Raw genomic sequence first — 20822 nt, forward strand, 5'->3', positions numbered from 1 at the left:
CTCGAGAACGACATGAACGCACCTACCCAAGAGCAGGCCCTTACCCTTGCGCCGAGCGATCCCACTGCCGCCGCCCTACCCGTCGAGCGCTACAGCGCCGGCGCGCTGACGATGAACGACGCCAGCATGGATCGCATGATCCGCATGGCCGAGATCATGGCCACCGGCAAGACCACGATCCCGCAGCACCTGCGCGGCTCGGTGGGCGACTGCATGGCCGTCGTGATGCAGGCGACCCAGTGGGGCATGAATCCCTTTGCCGTCGCGCAGAAGACGCACCTCGTCAACGGCACGCTCGGCTACGAGGCGCAGCTCGTCGCCGCGGTGATCAACAGCAGCGGCGTCACTCGCGACCGCTTCCACTTCGACTGGTTCGGCGACTGGCGCAACGTCAACGGCAAGACCGACAAGAGCAGCGAGCGCGGCGTGCGCGTGTGGGCCACGCTCAAGGGCGAGGACACGCCGCGCGAGATCGTCGTGACGATGGCCCAGGCCGGCGTGCGCAACTCGCCTCTGTGGGAGCAGGATCCGCGGCAGCAACTCGCCTACCTCGCGCAGAAGCGCTGGGCGCGGCTGTACGCCTCCGATGTGATCCTCGGGGTCTACACGCCCGACGAGTTCGAGGTGCAGGCTGCTAGCCAGCCGAAGCACATGGGTGCGGCACAGACGGTCGAGCCGCAGATGCCCGCCGGGCTGCTGGAGGCAGCCGAGAACGCTGCGGCTGACGGCGTGGCGGCCTATCAGCAGTTCTGGCAGGCCGCGAGCAAGGAGAGCCGCAAGCTGCTGGCCGGCGAGCACAACCGCCTCAAGCAAGTCGCGATCGACGCTGACGCACAGCGCACGGTCGAGGCCGAAGGTGAGGCCGGCGAGGTTGACGACTTCGTGCGCGACATGGAAGCCGCAGAGGGGCAGCAGCCGTGAAGCTCATCGCCTGCGCACAAGGCTCGGAGCAGTGGCACGCGGCGCGCGCCGGCTGCATCACGGCCAGCATGTTCCGCGTGGCGCGCGAGCGCCTGAAGTCCGGCCCAAACAAGGGTGACTTCTCAGCTGCAGCCAAGGACTACGCCTTCAAGCTCGCCATCGAGCGCATCAGCGGCCAGCCGCTCGACGAGGGCTTCGAGACTTGGCAGATGAAGCGCGGCCACGAGCTCGAGCCCGCCGCGCGGCTGGAGCACGAGCTGCAGACCGGCCTCGTGGTCGAGCCTGCGGGCTTCGTCACCACCGACGACGGCCTGTTCGGGGCCAGCGCGGACGGCCTGATCGGCGAGGGCGGCGGCAGCGAATACAAGTGCCTCGTCTCCCCCGAGAAGCTGCGCAGCGTGCTCGTCTCCGGCGACTGGAGCGACTACCGCGACCAGGTCCAGGGCTGCATGTGGATCACGCACCGCCGCTGGTGGGAGTTCTGCCTGTACTGCCCGGCGCTTGAGCCGATCGGCCGCCAGCTCTACCGGCTGCGCGTCGAGCGCGACGAGGACTACATCGCCGACCTTGAAACCGATCTCCTCGCCTTCGCGCGGCTGGTCGACCAGTACGAGGCCAGCCTGCGGCAACCCCTGGCCGCCTGATTTCGGAGCGCCCGCCCCTTCCCTGCTTCGGGGGAAGTGTGGGACCGGGAGGGACCCGCGGGCGCTCCACCCCTGAACAACGACACCAAAAAAGCTCACCATGTTCAAGAACGTAATCATCTACACGCTCAGCGGCGCGCCCGGCCTCTCGGCTGCCGTACTCGAGACCGCGCTGCAGCGTGCCCGCTTCATCCCTTGCGCGCCCACTCAGCCCAGCTCGCACGGATGGGTGCCGCCGCGCGGCGTCGAGCACGGCGCGCTGGTCGAGTCGGTGGGCGGGCAGTTGCTGCTGAAGCTTGCGATCGAGCAGAAAGCGCTGCCGGCCGAGGTCGTGAAGCGCCGCACCGAGGAGCTCGCCAAGCAGGTGGAGCAGGAGACCGGCCGCAAGCCCGGGCGCCGGCAGACGAAGGAGCTCAAGGAGCAGGCCGAGCTCGAGCTGCTGCCCCTGGCCTTCACGAAGCGCAGCGCCGTGCGGTTGTGGATCGACCCGCATGCGCAGCGCCTGGTCATCGATTCCAGCAGCCCCGCCCGCGCCGAAGAGGCGATCACCGCGCTTGTGAAGGCAGTCGACGGCTTCGCGGTCGGCGCTCAGCACACGGCGATGTCGCCCGCGGCAGCGATGTCGCACTGGCTTGCCAGCGGCGAACCGCCGGCAGGCTTCTCGGTGGATCGAGAGTGCGAACTGAAGTCCGCCGACGAGATGCGGTCGATCGTGCGCTACGGCCGCCACCCGCTCGACATCGACGAGGTGCGCGAGCACATCGCCGCCGGCAAGGCGCCGACCAAGCTCGCGCTGACCTGGGAGGGCCGTGTCTCGTTCGTCCTGACCGACACGCTGCAGCTCAAGAAGCTGTCCTTCCTCGGCGTGGTGTTCGAGAAGCGCGGCATCGAGGACGAGGACGCCTTCGACGCCGACATGGCCATCCTTACCGGCGAACTCCGCTGCCTGCTGCCCGACCTGATCGAAGCGCTCGGCGGCATCCCCCAGGCGAGCAGCTTCAGGGAGGCAGCATGAGCCTCGTCAAGAAGCAAGACGTGCGCGACGCTCTGAAGGCCGCCCGGGATCGCAACTTCGAGCTGAGCGAGCCGGAGATCTTCGCCAAGGTCGCAGCAGCCCTGTGCCTGCCCGTGGAGGCGGTGCGCGAGGTGGCGGAGGAGAAGGAAGGAGCCGCGGCATGAAGGAGCGTCCCATCCTCTTCAGCGCGCCGATGGTGCGCGCCCTGCTCGCCGGCACCAAGACGCAGACGCGGCGCGTGGTGAAGCCACAGCCATTTGAAGACCGTCGAAGTGGCGGCTGGGCCGTCTGCGATCGCGCCGGGGCAATGCGCTGCTGGACCAAGGAGCTTGCTCAGATGTCGGACTGCCCCTACGGCCAGCCCGGCGACCGGCTGTGGGTGAAGGAGACGCATCTGGCGTGGTGGTCGATCAACCCGGAAGACCCGAAGGGCCCGCGCGTCTTCTCACACGTCGCAGCATTCGCCGCTGATGGCTACGAGCTGGAGCCTGGCGAGAGGTGGATTCCGTCGATCCACATGCGCCGCGCAGCCTCCCGCCTCACCCTGGAGATCACCGGCGTGCGCGTGGAGCGGCTGCAGGACATCAGCGAGGAAGACGCGAAGGCCGAGGGGGTGGGCGTCAAGAACAGTCCGGCCGCCCACTTGACGACCTACCGGCGCGGCTACCGCGACCTGTGGGAACAGATCAACGGCGCCGGCTCCTGGGACGCAAATCCCTGGGTCTGGGTCGTGGAGTTCCGGAGGGCCGCAGCGTGATCACCGAAACCATCACCCGCCCGGCGCTGCGCTACCACGGAGGCAAGTTCCGCCTTGCTGGCTGGATCTCCGGCTTCTTCCCCGAGCATCGCATCTACGTCGAGCCCTACGGCGGCGGCGCGTCGGTGCTGTTGCGCAAGGAGCGCAGCTACAGCGAGGTCTACAACGACCTGGACGACGAGGTCGTCAACCTGTTCTCCGTGCTACGCAATCCGGCGGCGGCGGAGCAGCTGAGCCGCGCGATCTACCTCACCCCGTTCTCGCGAGTCGAGTTCCTGGGCTCCTATCAGCCGACGGAGGACGCTGTGGAGAAGGCGCGCCGCACCCTGGTGCGCTCCTTCATGGGCTTCGGCACGACGACGCTGCGCCACAACCGCACCGGCTTTCGCGCCAAGGCGCTGCGCCAGGGCCAGCCGGCGCAAATCGACTGGACCAACTACCCCGCGCACATTGCCGCTTTCACAGAGCGCATGCGCGGGGTAGTGGTCGAGCATCGCGATGCGATCGAGGTGATCCAACAGCAGGACAGCCGCGAGACGCTGTTCTACGTCGATCCGCCGTATCCGCACAGCACCCGCAGCTCCATCCAGGTCAGCAGCCACAACGACACGGCGTATCGGCACGAGATGACCGATGACGACCACCGCGCGCTCGCGGCCACGCTACGCAGCTGCTCCGGCATGGTGGTTCTGTCCGGCTACGCCTGCGACCTCTACGACCTCGAGCTCTTCCTCGACTGGGAGCGCTTCGAACGCCGGGCTATGGCCGATGGCGGCCAGCAGCGCACCGAGGTCGTCTGGCTCAACCCCGCGTGCTCGGCCGCGCTCGAGCAAAGCCGCGGAGGGCTGTTCGCATGACCACCGAAACCATCACCTGGCACCCGGTGGCCGAGCGGCTGCCGGACGACGACACCACCGTGCTGCTCGCCGTGGAGTGCGACGACGAGCCCACGTGGCCGGGCTTCCACTCCGAGGGCGGCTGGTACTACGTCAGCGGCGCGCGCGTCGCTGCCCGCGTCACCCACTGGGCGGACATGCCGGGAGGGCCGAAGGGATGAGTCGCCTACGTGCACCGGTCGAGTTCTTCGCGGAGCAACGCGAGCGAATCTCTCAGCATTCCTACAACGGGGCGCCACGGAAGGCCGTAGGTCTCACCGCAGGAAACGTGGCCCCCCGCTCCTGCGTGGGACGGCTCATAAAGGACCAAGCCATGAGCCTCCTCAAGAATATTCCGAACACGGAGGAGCTCTCGAACAGCTTGTGCTGTTGGCAGATGGTGAAGCGGAATTCCACGCAAGCTTGCCTGCAACTCAGCAATGTGACGCCGCTGCCAGTCCCGGTGCTTCGTCGTCTCCGTCCGCAACGGGTTGCTGCGATTGGCGTCAATGCTCCCAACAAGGTGGTAAGCGCCATCGCAGAGTTCCACAACGATGGAGAGCAGTCGTCGAGCCTCTTGAGCGCCCGCTCTTTCTTGCCGTCTTACGTCCGCATGGTGCTGCCAAGCGGCAATAGCTACGGCCGCCAATATGGCCAGCACCGAGCCAACGGCTTGGACCCAAGCTGCCCCCTCCGGGCTACTCCAGCTATCCATGACTTGCAACTCCGGTCGACCTTAATTCCGATGAAAGGACTCGACATGGTACGCATGAAGGAAGCCGCATGAAGCCCGCCCGCGCCCGCACCGACCTGGCCAGCACCGAGGCCGACGTGGCTGCCGACCTGAAGGCGATCCGCGCCGCGCTGGCCCCGGCCGACAAGTCCCCGGAGGACCTAGCGCTGTGCCGCCTGGAGACCTTCGCTGCCGTCGCCGTGCGCGTGATGCAGAAGACCAACCCCTCGAAGATCCGCGACTGCGCCCGGACCGTCGAGATCAAGGCGCGCATCGATGGCGTGCCGGTGGAGTGAGAGATGACCTTGCGAACCAACGAATGCCGCTGCTTCGATGAGGAGTGCGTCGAGGCCACTTCCGGTTTTCCGCCCGGGAATGAGGCCGCTTCAGCGCCACCAGAAACCGAGGCGCGACAAGCACTTGCGAGCGAGACCCCCGCGATTCAGCACCACCAGCAGCAGGCCCAGCTGCTCCCCTGCCCCCACTGCGGCGCCGAGCCGCTGATACACGACATCCAGCCGCACGCGCACAGCTTCAACTTCGGCGGCTGGAAGATGCCCGACCACCCGGGCAGCACCGTGATCGAGTGCGGCTGCGGCGCCGGGATGATCGACGAGAGCCGGGAGAGGGTGCTGGAGCGCTGGAACCGGCGCGCCGCCGCCCCGCAGCCTCTGGATGCGCTGCGCTGGGCGCACGACTGGATCGACGCCGCGCCCCATGGCGACAACTGCTACCTCTCCGACCACTACGAGGGCGACCCGGGCAACCAGTGCAACTGCGACAAGGAGTCCATCCTCGCCGCGCTTGAGCCCTTCCTTGACGCCCCGCAGCCCGCCGCCGCGCAGCCTATCTCGGATGCCGTCATGGATCTGGTGGACCGCCTGGCCGCCGAGTGCGACACATTGCTGCGCGAGACGGCCGCCGAGCTGGGCTGCGAGCCCGACAACGAGGCGATCCTGGAGGCGATTGCGAGGCTGAAGAAGGACTTGGACTTCGTGCGAGACCTGCGCCTCCAGGCCGCCGCCGAGCTGGGCCTGCGCGACAAAGCACACCTGGAGGACAAGGCACGCATCGCCGAACTGCAGGCCGAGGTCGAGCGGGCAGCCGCTGCCGAGCGCGAGGCGTGCGCGGCGCTGTGCGAATCGACCTACCCGGGGCTGGTGAGCGGCGAGCGGGTCGAGCTGCCGTGCTTCGACACCCCAGCGGAGTGCGCCGCCGCGATCCGCGCACGCACCCGCCCCCCGAAGGAGCCGGCGTGAACACCCCCACCCTGACCCCCGCCGAGCTCCACGCCGTCACCGGCTACCGCCGCGCCGATCGCCAGCTCGCCGAGCTGCACCGCCAGGGCTTCTACCGCGCGCGCCGATCCCCCGTCACGGGGGCGGTGATCCTGGAGCGGGAGCATTACGCTGCCGTGTGCAGCGGCGCCGCGCGGCCGGCGACCACGCCGGCGCCGAAGCTCCGCACCCCGCAACTGAGGACGGCATGAAACGCGACCTGCCTCGCCGCGTGTACCTGCGGCACGGCGCCTTCTACTTCGTAACGCCGGCCGGCAAGTGGATCCGCTTAGCCGCGGAGCGCGACGGGCTGCCTGCGATGTACCGGGCGCTTGCCGACCTCGCCGAGCAGGACACCACGACGCAGCGCATGCCCGCCGTGATCGGCCGCTGGCTCAAGAGCAAGCGCGGCAAGTGGGCGCCGAAGACGATTGACGACCAAGAGCGCCGCGCGGCCGTGATGGGCGAGGCCTTCGCCGAGTTCTCGCCCGCCCAGGTCACCGCGCCGGTCTGCGCCGCCTACCTCGCCACCTTCGAGGTGACGCCGCGCACCTACAACATGCACCGCACGATGTTGCGCCAGGTGCTCGCGTTCGCGGCACTCGAGGGCCTGCGCGAGGGGCACAACCCCGTCGATGACGTGCCAGCCAAGGCGCTGCGCGGCAGGAAGCGCGTGGTGACGGACGCGGAGATCGAGCGGCTCAAGGCTGCGGCCCTCCAGTTCCAGAACGGGCAGGTGCTCGTCCAAATGATCGACCTTGCCCTGATCACGGGCCAGCGCATCGGCGACCTGCTCAAGATGCGCTGGCAGGACGTGACCGACGAAGGTCTGCTCGTGCAGCAGAGCAAGACCGGCGAGCGGCTGCTGATTGAGTGGACCCCCGCGCTGCGCGCGGCGGTCGAGGCCTGTGCTGCCGGTCGCGAGAAGATCGGCCACCTGCTCAGGAGCCGGCTCGGCCGGGCGTACACGTACAAGGGCATCCAGACCGCCTGGGACCAGGCATGCGCGCGCGCCGGCATCACGGATCTGCACATCCACGACCTGCGCGGCCGCGCCGGGGTGGACGCACTGCTGGCTGCCGGCGAGGACATGCGAGCGGCGCAGCGCCTGCTTGGGCACCGCGGCGAGGCGATGACGCGGCACTATGTGGACGGCAAGTACCACCGCCGCGCAAAGCCTTCGCGGTGAGGCCGGGCGGGTAAAAAATTGGACAAATTCCGAAAAATTGGACAGCCGGCCCTCGAAGCCTGTCCAAGCTGTTGATAGAGCGGGAGTTTTTGCGAGGGGATTTTCCCGCTGCTGCGCAGCCAGCAGGACTGGGAGCACGGCCGGGTGCCGTCGGGTCTCGCCGCGGCGCAGGACGACATCGCCTGGGCCGAGCACCTCGTGATCTTCTTTCCGCTGTGGCTCGGCGGCATGACGGCGCTGCTCAAAGGCTTCCTCGAACAGGTGGCGCGGCCGGGCTTCGCGTTCAAGGGCGAGAGCAGCAACCCGTTCAGGCACAAGGCGCTCGCCGGTCGCTCGGCGCGCGTCGTCGTGACGATGGGCATGCCGGCGCTGGTCTACCGCTACTGGTTCCGCGCGCACAGCGTCAAGGCGCTGGAGCGCAACATCCTCGGCTTCGTCGGCATCGCGCCGGTGCACGAGACGCTGATCGGCTCGATCGGGCAGATGGACGAGGCCGGGGCCGCGCGCTGGCTCGGCAAGCTGCGCGAGCTCGGGCGCCGCGCGGACTGAAACGCCCGCGCTCAGCCCCCGCGCCGCGGGATCATCTCGCCGACCCAGGCGTAGGCATTGCGGCCACCCGACTTGACGCGGTAGAGCGCCTGGTCGGTGCGCATCAGCAACTCGGCCATCTCGGTGCCGTCCGCCGGGAAGAGCGCGATGCCGATGCTCGCGCCGACCTGCCCGGTCGACAGCGTGAACGGCACCGGCTGCGACAGCGCGTGGATCAGGCGCTCGGCCACCTCGGTCGCCTGCCCGAGTTCCTGCACGCCGTGCAGCAACACCGCGAACTCGTCGCCGCCGGTCCGCGCGACGACATGGGGCTCGCCTCCGACCACTTCGCGCATGCGCCGGCTCAGCGTCTTCAGCAGCTGGTCGCCGGCCGGGTGCCCGTGCGTGTCGTTGATCTGCTTGAAGCCGTCGAGGTCGACCAGCAGCAAGGCGCCGGGCGTGCCCACGCGTTCGGCCCGCGCCAGCGCCTCGCGCAGCCGGGCCTGGAACAGGCGCCGGTTCGGCAGCTTCGTGAGCATGTCGTGGAAGGCCATGAAGCGGATGCGCGCGCGGCTGCGCAGCGTCACGTAGACCAGCAGCGCGGACCCCAGGCTCATGCCCACCCCCAGCGTCGCGAGCAGCACCGTGGGACCGCTCCAGGGATGCCAGCCTTGGCGCGGCTGTGCGCCGAGGACCCACTCCCCGGCGCCGGGCAGCGGGAACACCGCCTCCACGTGCGTCTCCTCGAACAGCTCGGGCGGACCGAACAGCACGGTCGCCGAGGCGCCCTGCATCGCCTGCACCCTTCCGGCGAGCGTGATGCCGAGCTCGTCGGCCAGACCCTGCAGGCGCTGCAGCAGCGGCTGCGGATCCACGACCACCACCACCGCGCCCCAGTAGCCGTCGGAGGCGGCAGCGCCGGGCAGCATGCCGAACACCGGCACGATCGTGTTCAGCGACTCGCCCACCTCGGTCATGGCCGGCATCGGCCCGAGCGTCAGGCTGCGGCGGGTGGCACGCGCCGCAGCCAACGCGGCGGCACGCCGGGCCTCCCCGCTCAGATCGCGCCCGAGCAGCGGCAGGAAGGCGGCGGGATAGGCATCCACCACCGTATCCCCACGCAGCAGCAGCACGCCGCGGATCAGCGGCTGGTCGCGCGTGAAACGAGCGGACAGCCGCCTGAACCAGACGCTGCCGATGCCGCCGTCCTCGACGAGGAAGTTGCGGATGCCTTCGCCGATCGTCAGCGCCGGCGGCATCTCGCGGATCAGCGTGCCCAGCAGGCCCTTCAGGCGCTCGCCGACCAGCACCCGCTCCTGCTCCTCCTCCAGCCGGACCTGGGCCCGCGTCGCGAGCGCGACCAGCACGAGCAGCATCGCCGCGACCAGCGCGGCGATGAGCCACATGCCCGCCGGCGTCGAGGCCAGCCGGCTGAACACCCTCGCGGGTGCGCGATGAACTACCGTCGAGTCATCCACCCACCCTCCGAAGCAATCATCTCCCGGGACGAGAAGGGACGATAGCGATTGCGACGCGCCGGGGAATCCCCGCGAATCCGGCCCTCGACGAGCGGATGCCCCGCCACCGGCGCTCCCCGACAAGAAAAAGGCCCGGCGCCTCTCGGCGGCCGGGCCTTTCATCGGCGTCGCGCGTCAGCGCGGCAGGGGCTTCAGCCGACCCACTTGCGCGCGTTGCGGAACATGCGCAGCCAGGGGCTCGCCTCGCCCTTGTCGAGCGGGGTCCAGCTCATCTGCACGTTGCGGACCACCCGCTCCGGGTGCGGCATCAGCGCGGTGAAGCGGCCGTCCGGCGTCGTGACGCCGGTGAGACCCTCGGCGCCGCCGTTCGGGTTGTGCGGGTAGACCGAGGTCGGCTGGCCGCTGCCGTCGACAAAGCGCAGCGCGCGCTGCACCTTCGCGGCGTCGCCGCGCTGCGAGAAGTCGGGGTAGCCCTCGCCATGCGCCACCGCGATCGGCAGCCGGCTGCCGGCCATGCCGGCGAAGAACAGCGACGGGCTCTCCAGCACCTCGACCTGGGAGAGGCGCGCCTCGAAGCGCGTGCTCTTGTTGTGCGTGAACCTGGGCCAGTCCTGCGCGCCGGGGATGATGGCGGCCAGCGCCGCGAACATCTGGCAGCCGTTGCACACCCCGAGGCCGAAGGTGTCGGTGCGGCCGAAGAAGGCCGCGAACTGCTCGGCGAGCTGCGGGTTGAACAGGATCGAGCGCGCCCAGCCCTCGCCCGCGCCGAGCGTGTCGCCGTAGCTGAAGCCGCCGCAGGCCACCAGCCCCTGGAACTGGTCCAGGCGCGCGCGGCCGGCCTGCAGGTCGCTCATGTGCACGTCGAAGGTGTCGAAGCCCGCGAGGTGGAAGGCGTAGGCCATCTCGACGTGCGAGTTCACGCCCTGCTCGCGCAGGATCGCCATCTTCGGCTTCGCGCCGCCGACGAAGGGCGCGCTGACGTCCTCCTTCGGGTCGAAGGTGAGGTGCACGTGCAGCCCCGGTGCGTCGGCACGGCCGACCTCGGCATGCTCGCTGTCGGCGCAGGCCGGGTTGTCGCGCAGCTGCGCGATGCGCCAGCTCACCTCGTCCCAGGTCTTGTGCAGCTGCTCCAGCGGCGCGCTGAACACCGGCTTGGCGTCGCGGTAGATCTCGACCACGCCGCGCGGGTTCGGCTTGCCGATGACGTGGCTGTGGCGCGACAGGCCGTGCTGGCGCAGCGTCTGGATCACCGCGTCGCGCTCGGCGGCGCGCACCTGCAGCACCACGCCCAGCTCCTCGTTGAACAGCGCCTTGAGCGTCAGCTCGTTGCGGCGCTCGCCCACCTGCGTGGCCCAGTTCTTCGAGTCGCCGAAGTCGGCGCGGCTGTCCTCGATGCCGTCGCTCTCGGTGACGAGCAGGTCGACGTTCAGGCTCACGCCGGTGTGGCCGGCGAAGGCCATCTCGCAGACCGCCGCCCACAGGCCGCCGTCGGAGCGGTCATGGTAGGCCAGCAGCTTGTTTTCAGCGCGCAGCTGGTTGACGGCGTCCACCAGCTTTTTCAATTGCTGCGCGTCGTCGAGGTCCGGGACCTCGGGGCCGAACTGGTTCAGCACCTGCGACAGGATCGATCCGCCCATGCGCTTGCGACCCTGGCCGAGGTCGACCAGGATCAGCGTGGTGTCGCCCTGGTCGGTGACGAGCTGCGGCGTGAGCGTGCCGCGCACGTCGGCGATCGACGCGAAGGCGGTGACGATCAGGCTCACCGGCGCGGTGACCTGCTTCGTCTCGCCGCCCTCGCTCCAGCGCGTGCGCATCGAGAGGCTGTCCTTGCCAACGGGGATCGAGATGCCGAGCGCCGGGCACAGCTCCATGCCGACCGTGCGCACGGTGTCATAGAGCGCTGCGTCCTCGCCCGGCTCGCCGCAGGCGGCCATCCAGTTGGCGGAGAGCTTCACGCGGGGCAGCTCGATCGGCGCGGCCAGCAGGTTCGTGATCGCTTCCGCGACCGCCATGCGGCCCGAGGCCGGCGCATCGACGGAGGCCAGCGGCGTGCGCTCGCCCATGCTCATCGCCTCGCCGGCGAAGCCCTTGAAGTCGGCCAGCGTCACCGCGCAGTCCGCCACCGGCACCTGCCAGGGGCCGACCATCTGGTCGCGGTGGTTCAGGCCGCCGACGGTGCGGTCGCCGATCGTGACCAGGAAGCGCTTGCTCGCCACGGTCGGGTGGCGCAGCACGTCGAAGGCGGCCTTCTCGAGCGCCACGCCGGTCAGCTCCAGCGTGCCGCCGCTACGCTGCACGCGCGTGACGTCGCGCTGCATCTTCGGCGGCTTGCCCAGCAGCACGTCCATCGGCATGTCGATCGGGCGGTCCGCGGCCGGGTCGGGGGCCGAGCCGTCCTCGAGGACGAGCTGCAGCGCCTCGGTCGCGGTGCCGACCACGCCGAAGGGGCAGCGCTCGCGCTCGCACATCGCCTCGAAGATCGGCAGGCTCTCGGGCGCGATCGCCAGGACGTAGCGCTCCTGGCTCTCGTTGCACCAGATCTCCTTCGGCGCGAGGCCCGTCTCCTCCAGCGGCACCTTGGAGAGGTCGAAGCGCGCGCCGCGCCCTGCCCCGTCCACGAGCTCGGGGAAGGCGTTCGAGATGCCGCCCGCGCCGACGTCGTGGATGGCGAGGATGGGGTTGTTCTCGGCCAGGCCCCAGCAGTGGTTGATGACCTCCTGCGCACGGCGCTCGATCTCGGGGTTGCCGCGCTGCACCGAGTCGAAGTCGAGGTCGGCGGTGTTGGTGCCGGCCGCCATCGAGCTCGCCGCGCCGCCGCCCATGCCGATGCGCATGCCCGGGCCACCGAGCTGGATCAGGAGCGTCCCGGCCGGGAACACGATCTTGTGCGTCAGGTCGCTGCGGATCGCGCCCAGGCCGCCCGCGATCATGATCGGCTTGTGGTAGCCGCGGCGGATGCCGTCCACGGTCTGCTCGTAGACGCGGAAGTAGCCGCCGAGGTTCGGGCGGCCGAACTCGTTGTTGAACGCGGCGCCGCCCAAGGGGCCGTCGATCATGATCTGCAGCGGGCTCGCGATGTGCTCGGGCTTGCCGTAGGGCGCCTTCTCCCAGGGCTCGGAGGTGCCCGGCAGCTGCAGGTTGCTAACTGAAAAACCGGTCAGGCCCGCCTTGGGCTTGGCGCCGCGGCCGGTCGCGCCCTCGTCGCGGATCTCGCCGCCCGCACCCGTGGAAGCGCCCGGGAACGGGGAGATCGCGGTCGGGTGGTTGTGCGTCTCGACCTTCATCAGCACGTGCGCGGTCTCGGGCCGGGCGACGTACTGCGGCGCGTTGGTGTAGCTCGACGGGATCCAGCGCTCGATCGCGTGGCCCTCCATCACCGCGGCGTTGTCCGAGTAGGCGACCACCGTGTGCTGGGGCGCGAGCTTCTCGGTGTTGCGGATCATCTGGAACATCGAGCGTTCCTCGTCCACGCCGTCGATGCGGAACTGCGCGTTGAAGATCTTGTGGCGGCAGTGCTCGCTGTTGGCCTGCGCGAACATCATCAGCTCGACGTCGGTCGGGTTGCGCTGCAGGCCCGTGAAGGCGGCGACCAGGTAGTCGATCTCGTCGGCGCTGAGCGCGAGGCCGAAGCCGACGTTCGCGGCTTCCAGCGCCGCGCGGCCCTGGCCCAGCACGTCCACGTGCTCCATCGGCTGGCCGGCCTTCTCGTCGAAGAGGTGGCGGGCCTCGTCGCGGGTGTAGACGACGCTCTCGGTCATGCGGTCGTGCAGCAGCGCGGCGGCTGCGGCCAGCTCCTGGCCTTCCAGATGCTTCACGCCGCCGAGCAGCCCGCTCTTCAACTGGATGCGGTACTCGGTGACGCGCTCGACGCGCTTGATCGGCAGGCCGCAGTTGTGCGCGATGTCGGTGGCCTTCGAGGCCCAGGGCGAGACGGTGCCGAAGCGCGGCGTGACGACCACCGTGTCGCCCTCGGTCGGCCCCTCGTAGGCGTCGCCGTAGTTCAGCAGCGCCGCGAGCTTGTTCGACGCCTCGGCATCGAGCGGCTGCTCGGACCAGACCCAGTGCACGTGGCGGGCATGCACCGCGGTGACGCGGGGGTTGACGGCCTGCAGCTGCGGCAGCAGCGCCTGGGCGCGGAAGGCGGTCAGGGCGTTGCCACCCTCGAAGGAAAGCAGAGTCGCGGAAGCGGAGGTCACGCTGGGAGGCTCTTTGTGGAGGTGCTGCGCTGGAGGCAGGAGGCAGGCGCGGCGCGAAGGCCGACGATCCCGGAAAAGCCGGGGATTTTACCGGCCCGAGCGGGGCCGGCGGTGCCGTACCCCCACCCCGGGCCCGCCCCGCGGCCGCAGTGGAGCCGGCCGGCGGCCCCCGACCGCGCGGCTCAGGCCGTGCCCGGTGTGCCGTGCGCCGCGCGGCGCAGCGCCTCGACGAAGCGCTGCGCCGGCTCCGGCAGGCGCACGCCGGCGCGCGTGACGATGCCGACAGGCTGGGACCGGGAGTGCAGCGGCACCGGCAGCACGCGCAGCATGCGCTGCGCGGTGAAGAAGTCGCACACCTCCTTCGGCAGCACCGCGACGAGCTCCGGCGAGCGGCTCAGCAGCGCCACGGTCGCAAACGTCGAGGCGGTCTCGATGACGTTGCGCGGCATCGCGATCCCGGCATCGGCGAACTCGCGCTCGAGCAGCACCCGCATCGGCATCTGGCTCGGATACACCACCCAGCCGAAAGGTGCGAGGTCGGCAAAGCCCACCTTGCGCAGCCGTGCCAGCGGATGCGCCGGCCCGACCGCCACGCCGAGCGGCTCTTCCTGCAGCAGCTCGTAGCGGTAGAGAGCGGGCTGCGGGCTGACCGTCGCGCGCCCCACCACCACGTCGAGCTGGCCCTGGTCGAGCTGGGCCAGCAGGCGCGCGCTGGTGTCCTCGAAGACCTCGACCCGCAACTGCGGCTCCTCGCGCCGCAACTCGAGCAACACCTCGCAGAGCAGTCGCGGCACCGCGCTCATCACCGCGCCCACCGCCAGCCGCCCGCCGCGCCCGGCGCGGATGTCGTCCATCTCCTGCAGCATCGCGCCGACGTCCGCGCGCAACAGGCCCGCGTAGCGGATCACGCAGCGACCCAGCGCGTTGGGCTCGATGCCCGCGCGCGTGCGCTCGAACAGCGCCGCGCCGAGCACGGCCTCGATCTCGCGCAACGCCTTGCTCGCCGCGGACTGCGTCATCGCCAGCTCGGAGGCCGCCTTGCGCAAGGAGCGGTGCCGGTCCAGCGCCGTCACGAGCGCCAGCTGCTTCAGGCGCAGCCGCGCGAAGGCGGCTGCCGCGGTGGTTTCCATGAGGGCTCCTGGGGTTGCTGCGGAGAGTCGTAAAAGCGAACACATTATGGAAAGAATTCGTTCGACAGTCCCCGCCTGCGGCACCACCATGCGTCCCGGACGAACCCTGAACGAGGACCCGACATGACCCGCTCCCCCGCCCGCCCCTACCGCGGCGTGTTCCCGGTGGTGCCCACCACCTTCACCGAGTCCGGCGCGCTGGACCTCGACAGCCAGAAGCGCTGCCTCGACTTCATGATCGAGGCGGGCTCCGACGGCCTGTGCATCCTCGCCAACTTCTCCGAGCAGTTCGTGCTGTCCGACGAGGAGCGCGAGCTGCTGACCGAGGCCGCGCTGCGCCACGTGGCCGGCCGCGTGCCGGTGATCGTCACCACCACGCACTTCTCCACCCGGGTCTGCATCGAGCGCAGCCGGCGCGCGCAGGCGATGGGCGCGGCGATGCTGATGGTGATGCCGCCCTACCATGGCGCGACGATCCGCGTGCCGCCGCAACAGATCCACGAGTTCTACGCGCGGCTCTCGGACGCGGTGTCCATCCCGATCATGATCCAGGACGCGCCGGTGGCCGGCACGCCGATGACGGCCGAGTTCCTCGCCCGCATGGCACGCGAGATCGAGCATGTCGCCTACTTCAAGATCGAGACCGCCGGCGCCGCGGCGAAGCTGCGCGAGCTGATCCGGCTCGGCGGCGACGCGATCGAGGGCCCGTGGGACGGCGAGGAGGCGATCACGCTGCTGCCCGACCTCGACGCGGGCGCCACCGGCGCGATGACCGGCGGCGCCTATCCGGACGGCATCCGCACCATCATCGACCCCTACCTCGCCGGCCGGCGCGAGGAGGCGGTCGCCGCCTACCAGCGCTGGCTGCCGCTGATCAACTACGAGAACCGCCAGGCCGGCCTGCTGGCAGCCAAGGCGCTGATGAAGGAAGGCGGCGTGATCGATTGCGACGCACCGCGCCACCCCTTCCCTGCCCTGCATCCCGAGACCCGCGCCGGCCTGCTCGACGCCGCGCGCCGGCTCGACCCGATGGTGCTGCGCTGGGGCCGCTGACGAAGGCCCCGGCCCCTTCCCGGGCGGCCCAGTCCCGCCCCCGGGGGGACCGGTCGCCTCGGCCCGCGGGGGCTGTCAGGGTGGCTGGCAGCGCCCCTGTCCCACTGCCCTGGGACGGCTGCGGTGGTGGGATACGGAACCTTCGTTAACGTTAACATCCGCCGTTGCGCAAGCCTGCCAGCCGCCGGAAAACGTCGGACCGCCCCGTTCCCGGCGGCGCCTGCTCCCCTCCCCGTCACCGAGCCCGATCCCGCCCCCTCGTCCACAAGGAGTTTCCCGATGTTCCATTCGATCGATGCCCGCACGCTGCAGCCCGTCGGCGAGCCGCTTGCCGAATCGACCCCCGAGCAGATCGACGCGGCGGTCGCCCGCGCGGCCGACGCCTTCGAGGACTGGGCCTCCAGCCGCGCCGGCGCGCGCGCCGCGCTGCTGAGGGGCCTGGCCGACGCGCTGGAAGCGAAGCGCGAGACCCTGGTGCCGCTGGCCGACGCCGAGACCGCGCTCGGCAGCGCGCGCCTGAACGGCGAGCTCGACCGCACCTGTTTTCAACTGCGCGGCTTCGCGCGCGAGGTGGAGGCGGGCGCGCCCTTCCGCTGCGTCGACGACGCGGCGGTGGCCGGCGCCCCGCCCGCGGGCCGCCCGCGCCTGACGCGCGTGCTCGCCCCCCTCGGGCCGGTCGCGATGTTCTCGGCCAGCAACTTCCCCTTCGCCTTCTCGGTGCTCGGCGGCGACACCGCCTCGGCGCTCGCCGCGGGCTGCACCGTGGTCGTCAAGGCGCACCCGGGCCACCCGCGCCTGTCGCTCGCCGGGTACGAGCTGGCGCGCGAGGTGATCGCCGCGCAGGGCCTGGACGAAGGCGTGCTGCAGATGGTGCAGGGCCCGTCGATCGCGGTCGGCGTGCATCTCGTGCGTCACCCCGACATCGCGGCGGTGGCCTTCACCGGGTCCTTGCGCGGCGGCATGGCGCTGCAGGCCGAGATCAACGCGCGAGCGAAACCCATCCCCTTCTACGGCGAGCTCGGCTCGATCAACCCGGTCGTCGCGCTGCCCGCGGCGCTCGCCGCGCGCGGCGAGGAGCTGGCGAAGGCGCTCGCCGCGTCGATCGTGCAGGGCAGCGGCCAGTTCTGCACCAGCCCGGGCGTGCTCGTCGTGCGCGACGACGCCGTCTCCGACGCCTTCGTCGCGCAGCTCGCAGCCGCCCTGAAGGCGCAGGCCACGCACCCGATGCTCACCGCCGGCATGCGCGCCGCCTTCGATGCGGGCCGCGAGCGGCTCGCCGGCATCGAGGGCGCGCGGGCGCTGCTCGACGGCCACGCGGTCGAGGGCGGCCCGACGCCCGCACTCTTCGAAGTGAGCGCCGGGCGCTTCCTCGCGGAAGCCCACCTGCGCGAGGAGGTGTTCGGCCCGCTGTGCGTGGTGGTGCGCGCCGCGTCCGCCGAGGACGTGATCCGGGTGCTGCGCAGCGTCGGCGGCAGCCTCACCGTCACCGTCTGGGGCGCCGAGAACGCCGACCACGAGACGCAGTCGGTCGTGCGCGCCGCGATGGCGATCGCCGGGCGGGTGCTGTTCTCGGGCGTACCCACCGGTGTGGCGGTCACGCACGCGCAGCACCATGGCGGGCCCTTCCCCTCGTCCACGCAGCCGCAGTCCACCTCGGTGGGCTACGCCGCGCTCGACCGCTTCCTGCGCCCGGTGGCGCTGCAGGACGCGCCGGCCTGGCTGCTCGCCGAGCAGGGCGTCGCGGCGCGCTGAAGCCCGCCCGGCTGCCGGCCCCTCCCCGCCGCGGCGGAAAAGCGGACCGGCGGCGCGCCGGCACCTCAGCCGCCGGCGGCGGCGTCGGTGCCGAAGCGGTAGACCGTCACCTGCCGGTACTCCTCGCCGGGCGCGAGCCGCGTCGACGGGAAGTGCGGATGGTTGGGGCTGTCGGGGAAGTGCTGCGTCTCCAGGCACAGCCCGGCGTGGCGCGCGTACCGCACGCCGCCGCGGCCGGCGAGCCTGCCGTCGAGGAAGTTGCCGCTGTAGAACTGCAGCCCGGGCTGGGTCGTGAGCACCTCCATCGTGCGGCCGCTCGCCGGCTCGCGCAGCCGCGCGACGGGCCGCAGCGTGCCGGCCGGGCCGTCGAGCACCCAGTTGTGGTCGTAGCCGCCGGCATGCCGCAACTGCTCGTCGGCGAGGTCCAGCCGCTCGCCGACGCGCCGCGGGCGGCGGAAGTCCATCGGCGAGCCCTGCACCTCGCGCAGTTCCCCCGTGGGGATCAGCGAGGCGTCCACCGGCGTGAAGCGCGCGGCGAGGATCTGCAGCTCGTGGCCGAGCACGTCGCCCTGCCCGGCCAGGTTGAAGTACATGTGGCTGGTCAGGTTCACGATGGTCGGCGCGTCGCAGCGCGCGCTGCACTCCAGCCGCAGTGCGCCGGCGGCGAGCGTGCAGGGCAGCTCGACCTCGAGCCGCCCCGGATAGCCCTCGTCGCCGTCGGCGCTGACGTGGCGCAGCAGCAGTTGCGCTCCGCCCTCGCCCTCGCGCACCTCCGACTGCCACACCACCCGGTCGAAGCCGCGCCGGCCGCCGTGCAGGTGCTGGCCCCCGGAGTTGCACGCGAGCCGGTGTTGCCGGCCGTCGAGCGTGAAGCGGCCCGCGGCGATGCGGTTGGCGTGGCGGCCGACCATGGCGCCGAGATAGGGCTGCCCGGGCTGCAGGTAGCCGTCGAGCGCGTCGAAGCCGAGCACCACGTCGGCGGCGCGGCCCTCGCGGTCGGGGGCGCGCAGCGACACGACGGTGGCGCCATGGTCCGTGAGCTGCGCGCGCACGCCGGCACCGTCGTCGAGCGTGTAGAGCCGCGCCGGCCGTCCCCCGGGGCCACGGCCCCAGGGGGCGACGGTGATCGTCTTCCTGTCGTTCATGTCGATGTTTCTGGCGGGCGCGGGCCCGCGCCGCCGGGCGGCCGGCGCCCCCCGGCGACGCGCGGTCCGGCGCGTGCCTCAGAGCGACTCGGAGCCCGGGCCGATGATGAGGGAGATGTCCTCGAGCGTGCCCTCGAGCTGCACCAGCGTCGCCTGCCGCGCGCTCAGCGGGTCGCGGTTGAGCAGCGCGGTGAGGATGGCCTTGTGCCGCGGCAGGGACAACGCGTGGGTGTCCGGATGGCGGCTGCTGAGCTTGATCGACTCGCGCAGCGCGAGCGAGAGCATGTTGCCGATGTAGGCGAGCAGGTCGTTGCCGGTGGCCTCGGCGATCAGCCGGTGGAAGGCCAGGTCCGGCTCGAGCAGTTCCTCGGGCGTGCGCGCGGCCTCCATGCCGGCGTAGGCGGCGGCGATCGCACTCAGCTCCTGCTCGCTCGCCACCCGGGCCGCCAGCGCCGCGGCCGCGGGCTCGAAGATGCGGCGCACGGTCAGCAGCGTCTCGACGAACTCCTGCTGCGGCTTGGTCTGGATCATCCAGTACAGCACGTCGGGGTCGAGCAGGTGCCAGTCGCTGCGCCGCCTCACCACCGCGCCGGTGCGCTGCCTGGAGACCACCAGGCCCTTGGCCACCAGCACCCGGGTCGCCTCGCGCAGCACCGGGCGGCTGACGCCGTACTCGGTGCACAGCGAGGCCTCGCCGGGCAGTCGCTCGCCCGGCCTGATCTCGCCGGAGACGATGCGAATGCCGAGGTCGCGCACGATGCGCGCATGCATGCTCTTGCGCTCCGGCGGCAGCCGGTAGTCGGCGTCGGTCTCCTTGTCGATGCGCGTCGCTTTCTGCATGCGCCCGGACGTTAACACGAGCGCATCGGCGGCGTCGCCGCACGCCCGGCCGGGCGGATCCCCGGGGCGGTGCGCGTTCACGGCCTCAGTGCCGGCTGCGGTGGTAGACATCGACGAACACCGCCGCGAGCAGCACCAGGCCCTTGATGACCTGCTGGTAGTCGATGCCGATGCCGAGGATGGACATGCCGTTGTTCATCACGCCCATCACGAAGGCGCCGATCACCGCGCCGAACACCCGCCCCACCCCGCCCGAGGCCGAGGCGCCGCCGATGAAGCAGGCCGCGATCACGTCGAGCTCGAAGCCGAGGCCGGCCTTGGGCGTGGCGGTGTTCAGCCGCGCCGCGAACACGAGCCCGGCCAGCGCGGCGAGCACGCCCATGTTGACGAAGGCGAGGAAGGTCAGCCGCTCGGTCTTGATGCCCGACAGGCGCGCCGCCTTCTCGTTGCCGCCGAGCGCGTAGAGCCGCCGGCCTACCGTCGTGCGCAGCGTCACGAAGTCGTAGCACACGATCAGCACCGCCATCACCACCAGCACGTTGGGCAGGCCCTTGTAGCCGGCGAGCAGCCAGCTCAGCCCCGCGATGATCGCGACGAAGGCCGCGTTCTTCAGCGCGAACACCGCCATCGGCTCGACCTCCATGCCGTGGCGCGCGGCCTGCAGCCGCTCGCGCAGCTTGAAGCCCACGAGGGCGGCGGCCGCGAGCAGGCCCAGCAGCAGCGAGCTCAGCCGCAGCGCCTCGCCGCCGAGCGGGTCGGGCAGGAAGCCCGAGCTCAGCAGCTGGAACTCCGCCGGGAACGGCCCGAGCGACTGGCCCTGCAGCAGCGCCAGCGCCAGGCCCTTGAACACCAGCATGCCGGCGAGCGTGACGATGAAGGACGGGATCTTCGCGTAGGCGGCGAACCAGCCCTGCGCACCGCCGATGAGCGCGCCGGCCGCCAGGCACAGCAGCGTGGCCGGCACGAAGTGCAGCTCGTGCTGCACCATCAGCACCGCCGCGAGCGCGCCGACGAAGCCCGCCACCGAGCCCACCGACAGGTCGATGTGGCCGGTGACGATCACCAGCAGCATGCCCAGCGCCATGATGACGATGTAGCTGTTCTGCAGGATCAGGTTGGTCAGGTTCAGCGGCTGCATCAGCGTGCCGTCGGTCATGACCTGGAAGAAGGCCATGATCGCCACCAGCGACAGCAGCAGGCCGTAGTCGCCCAGGTGCTTCTTCAGCGATCCGATGCCGTGCCCGGCGCCCGCGGGGGCGGCGTTGGCGGAGGTGAGTTTGACGTCCATT

At 70.9% G+C, this 20822-nt stretch carries 21 protein-coding genes; 15 read left to right on the top strand and 6 right to left on the bottom strand.

All coding sequences use genetic code 11. From position 1 onward, the window contains the following. Window positions 1-12: 12 nt before the first annotated feature. The 13 genes from D3A59_RS26650 to D3A59_RS06945 all read left to right on the top strand — a co-directional run bounded on the left by D3A59_RS26650 (window position 13) and on the right by D3A59_RS06945 (window position 7960). Complete coding sequence (locus D3A59_RS26650) at window positions 13-921, top strand: RecT family recombinase (RefSeq protein ID WP_205665133.1); 909 nt, start codon at window positions 13-15, stop codon at window positions 919-921. Then, a complete protein-coding gene (locus D3A59_RS06895) occupies window positions 918-1565 on the top strand; it encodes a lambda exonuclease family protein (protein WP_119154179.1) in 648 nt (215 codons plus the stop codon). The genes D3A59_RS26650 and D3A59_RS06895 overlap by 4 nt, the downstream gene beginning before the upstream one ends. Before the next feature lie 100 nt (window positions 1566-1665). Then, the gene (locus tag D3A59_RS06900; protein ID WP_119154180.1) at window positions 1666-2580 is read left to right on the top strand and encodes a recombination-associated protein RdgC; all 915 of its coding nucleotides are present in this window, start codon (window positions 1666-1668) and stop codon (window positions 2578-2580) included. After that, entirely contained in the window at window positions 2577-2744 is a 168-nt protein-coding gene (locus tag D3A59_RS25270; protein ID WP_157991430.1) for a hypothetical protein, read from the top strand. The genes D3A59_RS06900 and D3A59_RS25270 overlap by 4 nt, the downstream gene beginning before the upstream one ends. Continuing rightward, the gene (locus D3A59_RS06905; protein ID WP_119154181.1) at window positions 2741-3337 is read left to right on the top strand and encodes a hypothetical protein; all 597 of its coding nucleotides are present in this window, start codon (window positions 2741-2743) and stop codon (window positions 3335-3337) included. Before D3A59_RS25270 ends, D3A59_RS06905 begins: the two co-directional genes overlap by 4 nt. Beyond that, entirely contained in the window at window positions 3334-4194 is an 861-nt protein-coding gene (locus D3A59_RS06910) for a DNA adenine methylase (RefSeq protein WP_240635977.1), read from the top strand. The genes D3A59_RS06905 and D3A59_RS06910 overlap by 4 nt, the downstream gene beginning before the upstream one ends. Further along, the gene (locus D3A59_RS06915; protein ID WP_119154182.1) at window positions 4191-4394 is read left to right on the top strand and encodes a DUF551 domain-containing protein; all 204 of its coding nucleotides are present in this window, start codon (window positions 4191-4193) and stop codon (window positions 4392-4394) included. Before D3A59_RS06910 ends, D3A59_RS06915 begins: the two co-directional genes overlap by 4 nt. 152 nt (window positions 4395-4546) lie before the next feature. Further along, complete coding sequence (locus D3A59_RS25275) at window positions 4547-4999, top strand: hypothetical protein (RefSeq protein WP_157991431.1); 453 nt, start codon at window positions 4547-4549, stop codon at window positions 4997-4999. Next, window positions 4996-5241: a hypothetical protein gene (locus tag D3A59_RS06925; RefSeq protein WP_119154184.1), complete on the top strand. Its 246-nt coding sequence runs from the start codon at window positions 4996-4998 to the stop codon at window positions 5239-5241. Before D3A59_RS25275 ends, D3A59_RS06925 begins: the two co-directional genes overlap by 4 nt. A gap of 3 nt (window positions 5242-5244) precedes the next feature. Further along, entirely contained in the window at window positions 5245-6204 is a 960-nt protein-coding gene (locus D3A59_RS06930) for a Lar family restriction alleviation protein (protein WP_119154185.1), read from the top strand. Next, complete coding sequence (locus D3A59_RS06935) at window positions 6201-6434, top strand: DUF4224 domain-containing protein (RefSeq protein WP_119154186.1); 234 nt, start codon at window positions 6201-6203, stop codon at window positions 6432-6434. The genes D3A59_RS06930 and D3A59_RS06935 overlap by 4 nt, the downstream gene beginning before the upstream one ends. Further along, window positions 6431-7411, top strand: a complete 981-nt coding sequence (locus tag D3A59_RS06940; RefSeq protein WP_119154187.1) for a tyrosine-type recombinase/integrase — start codon at window positions 6431-6433, stop codon at window positions 7409-7411. The genes D3A59_RS06935 and D3A59_RS06940 overlap by 4 nt, the downstream gene beginning before the upstream one ends. A 111-nt stretch (window positions 7412-7522) precedes the next feature. Then, window positions 7523-7960 carry an NAD(P)H-dependent oxidoreductase gene (locus D3A59_RS06945; RefSeq protein ID WP_336470408.1) on the top strand — a complete coding sequence of 146 codons (438 nt, stop codon included), beginning with the start codon at window positions 7523-7525 and terminating at the stop codon, window positions 7958-7960. Between the two features lie 11 nt (window positions 7961-7971). On the opposite strand, the gene D3A59_RS06950 is transcribed toward D3A59_RS06945, so the two are convergent. The 3 genes from D3A59_RS06950 to D3A59_RS06960 form a co-directional block, all read right to left on the bottom strand. Continuing rightward, entirely contained in the window at window positions 7972-9417 is a 1446-nt protein-coding gene (locus tag D3A59_RS06950) for a diguanylate cyclase domain-containing protein (RefSeq protein WP_157991432.1), read from the bottom strand. A gap of 191 nt (window positions 9418-9608) precedes the next feature. Further along, window positions 9609-13613 carry a phosphoribosylformylglycinamidine synthase gene (gene purL / locus D3A59_RS06955; RefSeq protein WP_119154190.1) on the bottom strand — a complete coding sequence of 1335 codons (4005 nt, stop codon included), beginning with the start codon at window positions 13611-13613 and terminating at the stop codon, window positions 9609-9611. 182 nt (window positions 13614-13795) lie between these two features. After that, the gene (locus D3A59_RS06960; protein ID WP_119154191.1) at window positions 13796-14743 is read right to left on the bottom strand and encodes a LysR family transcriptional regulator; all 948 of its coding nucleotides are present in this window, start codon (window positions 14741-14743) and stop codon (window positions 13796-13798) included. 123 nt (window positions 14744-14866) lie between these two features. On the opposite strand from D3A59_RS06960, the gene D3A59_RS06965 reads away from it, so the two are divergent. Then, a complete protein-coding gene (locus D3A59_RS06965; protein ID WP_119154192.1) occupies window positions 14867-15796 on the top strand; it encodes a dihydrodipicolinate synthase family protein in 930 nt (309 codons plus the stop codon). 279 nt (window positions 15797-16075) lie between these two features. Next, the gene (locus D3A59_RS06970; protein ID WP_119154193.1) at window positions 16076-17548 is read left to right on the top strand and encodes an aldehyde dehydrogenase (NADP(+)); all 1473 of its coding nucleotides are present in this window, start codon (window positions 16076-16078) and stop codon (window positions 17546-17548) included. Between the two features lie 65 nt (window positions 17549-17613). On the opposite strand, the gene D3A59_RS06975 is transcribed toward D3A59_RS06970, so the two are convergent. The 3 genes from D3A59_RS06975 to mmsB all read right to left on the bottom strand — a co-directional run bounded on the left by D3A59_RS06975 (window position 17614) and on the right by mmsB (window position 20821). Continuing rightward, window positions 17614-18693, bottom strand: a complete 1080-nt coding sequence (locus D3A59_RS06975; RefSeq protein WP_119154194.1) for an aldose epimerase family protein — start codon at window positions 18691-18693, stop codon at window positions 17614-17616. Window positions 18694-18771: 78 nt separating this feature from the next. After that, entirely contained in the window at window positions 18772-19533 is a 762-nt protein-coding gene (locus D3A59_RS06980; RefSeq protein ID WP_119154195.1) for a FadR/GntR family transcriptional regulator, read from the bottom strand. Between the two features lie 85 nt (window positions 19534-19618). Continuing rightward, the gene (gene mmsB / locus D3A59_RS06985; RefSeq protein ID WP_119154196.1) at window positions 19619-20821 is read right to left on the bottom strand and encodes a multiple monosaccharide ABC transporter permease; all 1203 of its coding nucleotides are present in this window, start codon (window positions 20819-20821) and stop codon (window positions 19619-19621) included. Window position 20822 lies beyond the last annotated feature (1 nt).

This window comes from Caldimonas tepidiphila, assembly GCF_003569765.1.
Classification (GTDB): Bacteria; Pseudomonadota; Gammaproteobacteria; order Burkholderiales; family Burkholderiaceae_C; genus Caldimonas; species Caldimonas tepidiphila.

Excerpts from the sequence above, each read along its gene's own strand:
- D3A59_RS26650 (WP_205665133.1), top strand. The coding sequence starts at position 13 with ATGAACGCACCTACCCAAGAGCAGGCCCTTACCCTTGCGCCGAGCGAT.
- D3A59_RS06900 (WP_119154180.1), top strand. The coding sequence starts at position 1,666 with ATGTTCAAGAACGTAATCATCTACACGCTCAGCGGCGCGCCCGGCCTC.
- D3A59_RS25270 (WP_157991430.1), top strand. The coding sequence starts at position 2,577 with ATGAGCCTCGTCAAGAAGCAAGACGTGCGCGACGCTCTGAAGGCCGCC.
- D3A59_RS06905 (WP_119154181.1), top strand. The coding sequence starts at position 2,741 with ATGAAGGAGCGTCCCATCCTCTTCAGCGCGCCGATGGTGCGCGCCCTG.
- D3A59_RS06915 (WP_119154182.1), top strand. The coding sequence starts at position 4,191 with ATGACCACCGAAACCATCACCTGGCACCCGGTGGCCGAGCGGCTGCCG.
- D3A59_RS25275 (WP_157991431.1), top strand. The coding sequence starts at position 4,547 with ATGAGCCTCCTCAAGAATATTCCGAACACGGAGGAGCTCTCGAACAGC.
- D3A59_RS06925 (WP_119154184.1), top strand. The coding sequence starts at position 4,996 with ATGAAGCCCGCCCGCGCCCGCACCGACCTGGCCAGCACCGAGGCCGAC.
- D3A59_RS06930 (WP_119154185.1), top strand. The coding sequence starts at position 5,245 with ATGACCTTGCGAACCAACGAATGCCGCTGCTTCGATGAGGAGTGCGTC.
- D3A59_RS06940 (WP_119154187.1), top strand. The coding sequence starts at position 6,431 with ATGAAACGCGACCTGCCTCGCCGCGTGTACCTGCGGCACGGCGCCTTC.
- D3A59_RS06960 (WP_119154191.1), bottom strand. The coding sequence starts at position 14,743 with ATGGAAACCACCGCGGCAGCCGCCTTCGCGCGGCTGCGCCTGAAGCAG.
- D3A59_RS06965 (WP_119154192.1), top strand. The coding sequence starts at position 14,867 with ATGACCCGCTCCCCCGCCCGCCCCTACCGCGGCGTGTTCCCGGTGGTG.
- D3A59_RS06970 (WP_119154193.1), top strand. The coding sequence starts at position 16,076 with ATGTTCCATTCGATCGATGCCCGCACGCTGCAGCCCGTCGGCGAGCCG.
- D3A59_RS06975 (WP_119154194.1), bottom strand. The coding sequence starts at position 18,693 with ATGAACGACAGGAAGACGATCACCGTCGCCCCCTGGGGCCGTGGCCCC.
- D3A59_RS06980 (WP_119154195.1), bottom strand. The coding sequence starts at position 19,533 with ATGCAGAAAGCGACGCGCATCGACAAGGAGACCGACGCCGACTACCGG.
- mmsB (WP_119154196.1), bottom strand. The coding sequence starts at position 20,821 with ATGGACGTCAAACTCACCTCCGCCAACGCCGCCCCCGCGGGCGCCGGG.